General features: G+C 53.0%; 4 protein-coding genes. 2 read left to right on the top strand and 2 right to left on the bottom strand.

What is annotated here, in order from left to right:
- Window positions 1-297: 297 nt before the first annotated feature.
- Window positions 298-963 carry a VTT domain-containing protein gene (locus AC6F7T_RS06625; protein WP_500717210.1) on the bottom strand — a complete coding sequence of 222 codons (666 nt, stop codon included), beginning with the start codon at window positions 961-963 and terminating at the stop codon, window positions 298-300.
- A 390-nt stretch (window positions 964-1,353) separates the two neighbouring features.
- Here AC6F7T_RS06625 and AC6F7T_RS06620 point away from each other — a divergent pair, with 390 nt between their 5' ends.
- Window positions 1,354-1,845, top strand: coding sequence for a cytochrome C (locus AC6F7T_RS06620; protein WP_500717209.1), 492 nt, complete (start codon window positions 1,354-1,356; stop codon window positions 1,843-1,845).
- A gap of 133 nt (window positions 1,846-1,978) precedes the next feature.
- On the opposite strand, the gene yjgA is transcribed toward AC6F7T_RS06620, so the two are convergent.
- Window positions 1,979-2,476: a ribosome biogenesis factor YjgA gene (gene yjgA, locus AC6F7T_RS06615; RefSeq protein ID WP_500717208.1), complete on the bottom strand. Its 498-nt coding sequence runs from the start codon at window positions 2,474-2,476 to the stop codon at window positions 1,979-1,981.
- 155 nt (window positions 2,477-2,631) lie between these two features.
- Here yjgA and AC6F7T_RS06610 point away from each other — a divergent pair, with 155 nt between their 5' ends.
- Window positions 2,632-3,198: an HDIG domain-containing metalloprotein gene (locus AC6F7T_RS06610; protein ID WP_500717207.1), complete on the top strand. Its 567-nt coding sequence runs from the start codon at window positions 2,632-2,634 to the stop codon at window positions 3,196-3,198.
- Window positions 3,199-3,374: the final 176 nt, after the last annotated feature.

Here is a 3,374-nt window from a genome sequence, read left to right as displayed (position 1 = left end):
ATATCGGCACCTGCGCCCAGCCCTAACATCGACAGCACCGCCACTGAAGCGGGCGGCGCGTCAGGAAGACGGCTTTACCCTGCCGGGGCGGACACGCGCCCGACAGGGTTTTTCGTAAACGGGCAACACAAAACCAACGATGAGCTTCATTGGTATTGTGTCCTCCGTTTACCGACCCGGTGCTGAACAGTTACATCTGTTGCTCATCGGTTGCAATTGTCGATCTGAAGGCTCTGAGCCTGGGAGCCATGCAATGGCCGGCCTGGTGTCATGATGGCATTGATCACCACTTCTGTTTCATTTGCCGGATTTATGGGTATTTTCAGACCCTGATTGTTGCCGCAGATGAGCAAAAAACCGGCGCATACCGAAGAGGTTATAACGCTCAACAGCTCGTGGAAGCAACAACATCAACAGCACGCAAAACAATCCGGCGACCACCAGCGGGAGGTGACCTGTTGTGATAACGGCACCAAAACCCGTGTAAACAATGGTCATCGGCATCATCCCTATCAATGTAGCAACAGCAAAAGCACGTGCCGACATCGCCGTCAATCCGGCGCCATAACTGACGAAAGCGAAAGAAACGATGGGAATGAGTCGCGCCCCCAGCACAACACCGAACAACATGGTATCACTGCACTCACGACAGTAAATGACATGGCCTCCAACCATGCGAACAATCAGTTCACGACCAGCTTTGCGAGCAATCCAGAAAGCCACTAAGGCGCCGACCAAGGCCCCGGCTGCGGCATACAAGGCGCCCAGCCAGACCCCCCAGACCAAACCCGCAGTCATGCTTATCGGTATGGTCGGTATCGGACCGACAATAACGGCCAGAACCATAACCAGCATCAACAGCAAGGGTCCAAACACCCCCCAACCTTCAATCCAGCCGGATAAACGTTCAGGCACCAACCAGGCCCCGACATCAGCCCACCAGGCCCAAAAGAACGCTATCACGATCAGCGCCACTAGCCCCAACCCCGCCCAGGCAACAGGAGCCCTGCTGGTACCATAACCCATCTTGTCCCTCGTATTCTCTAAGTTGAACGTAACTATTCAGCACTATCCTTGCGCAGGGTGTTTGGCGCAATGGACGGCGACAACAAGCGGTCATGGATGACCCAACGGGAAACAATCGCTTCCCTTGACATAGGATTCCCGACCCGGTGCAAGGATAGGATACGAAAGTCCTTTCTAACCAAGCAACGATTTAATACAAAGACTGCGGTTAGATCTTGCTATCTTGAAAGGATTTTTCATTAAAACTTGATCTTGCGTAAAAAACCCGTTATTCTACGCACAATTATTTTATTGAAGTTCATTCTTATCAACTGAAGGAGAGAATGCATGTTGAAAAGAAAAATTTTGCTGTTGGCTACCGTTGCGAGTTTTATCACCCTGGGCGTTTCCGGTCTTGTTATCGCCTCCAGTCACGGCTCAGGCCCCACCTGGAGAAACGCCATTGCTCCCATGGTAGAGGCGAAATGTGCCATGTGCCATGGTGACCATGCTCCCGAGGTCAACGAATGGAACCTGCTCGGTGAGGAACGCAAAACCACTGCCCCGCGCATGAACACCTACCCCCATTTCATGAACTTTGTCGTCTGGCCGGAAACCGGCGCCATGATGAGACGCCTTGACGATGGCAGCGCATCCGGCGGCAAACCCGGCAATATGTATCAATACTTAGGCAGCAATGATGAGGAACGCGCCAAAAACCTGCAGACCATCAAAACATGGATGGGTGAAGGTGCTTGGAATCTGAATCGCTTTAATGCCAGGGGCGACACTCCGGGAATCAGCAAGGAACAACTGTCCAAGATTAAAGCTCCCTACTAACCAACAAAGAAATTGCCTGACCTTCGTCAGACAGACCTAAATCAACATAAATACATAAACAACAGCCACCCTGTTTTTAACGGTGGCTGTTGTTTATAGGCAGAAAAACGATATAGCCGGCAATAAATACTGATCAGGCCATCCCTTCCCGCAGCCGCTTGAAAATGTCGCGATAAGCGCGCTTGTCACCATGCTGATGAACCGACCTGGCCAGGCGCATGATGGTTTTCATGTCGAGTTGCGGTGCTTGATCCTGCAACGTTGCACAAGCCTGGTCAAACTGCTCAGGGTCACAAAGACGGTCGCGCATTTTTTCCAGGGAATGAAACTGCTTTTTGTCGCTGCGATCAACCTGATCCATCCCCTCCAGCTGTACCCTTAGGGATTCAACGGCATCGGGATCTTCCCGCAACAACCCCGCCAGATATTTCAATTGCCGTTTGTGTGATCCGCGTCCGCCGGTCTGGCGCACCGTCTGGGCTTCGGCAACTATCTCAGCCGGCAGGTCAATGCGTCCGAAGCGATTATCCGACAACTCACACAGCTGCCCGGCCAGCTCGGCAATCTGCTGTGCCTGCTGTTTCTTCTTGGTTCTGCTCAAGGGCAGATCGTCGTTAACAGCCATCATCATTTAATTTCCCGTTCACAGTAAAAGGCATTTCCGGCAAACTACTGCGCGTCCCAAGCACAAGTCAACGCTTGTTGCGAGCATGCTGGTTGTTTTGGCAACACTGAAGAGTTTTTGCTATGATGTCCTGCCGATATCACTAATATGGAGCCCAAAAAATGGATTATGGTATTTCCCGCGCACGCGCTCTTGACCTGCTGAAGCAATATGTCAACCAACCCAACCTGCGCAACCACAGCCTGGCCTCTGAGGCGGTGATGGGCAAACTGGCTCGCCATCTGGGCGCTGATGAAACCCTGTGGCGCCTGACCGGTCTGCTGCACGACCTGGACGCCGAACTGACCAAGGACGACATGCACCGTCATACCCATGAAACAGCCCGCATCCTGCGCGAAGAAGGGGTTACCGAAGAGATCATCGAGGCCATCTGCCTGCACAATGAACATGCTCATGAGCAACGGCGCAGCCAGCCGCTCCACCACGCCCTGGCGGCTGGCGAAACCATCACCGGCCTGATCACCGCTACCGCCCTGGTCTATCCTGACAAAAAACTGGCCGGCGTCAAACCCAAATCGGTCCGCAAACGCTTCAAGGAAAAACTCTTTGCTGCGGGAGCTAACCGGGACATCATCAGCGAGTGTGAAAAAATCGGCGTCAGCATCCCGGATTTTTGTGACTTAAGTCTCGAAGCCATGCAGGACATAGCCCCTGAGCTGGGATTGTAACCCCCGGCAGAAAACATTTCTATGAATCAGAACCAATTGACCACCCTGCTGGAGCAACTTGTTTCCGGCAATCTCAGTGTCAGCGATGCGGTCAACCAGCTCAAGCATCTGCCGTACGAAGATCTGGGCGTTGCCCGCATTGATCATCACCGCGAGTTACGCCAGGGCGTGGCCGA

The sequence above is a fragment of the Pelovirga sp. genome (assembly GCF_059864205.1).
This window is presented reverse-complemented; position numbering and strand designations above follow the sequence as displayed.

Coding starts and splice junctions, on each gene's coding strand:
- AC6F7T_RS06620 (WP_500717209.1), top strand. CDS start 1,354: ATGTTGAAAAGAAAAATTTTGCTGTTGGCTACCGTTGCGAGTTTTATC.
- AC6F7T_RS06610 (WP_500717207.1), top strand. CDS start 2,632: ATGGATTATGGTATTTCCCGCGCACGCGCTCTTGACCTGCTGAAGCAA.
- yjgA (WP_500717208.1), bottom strand. CDS start 2,476: ATGATGATGGCTGTTAACGACGATCTGCCCTTGAGCAGAACCAAGAAG.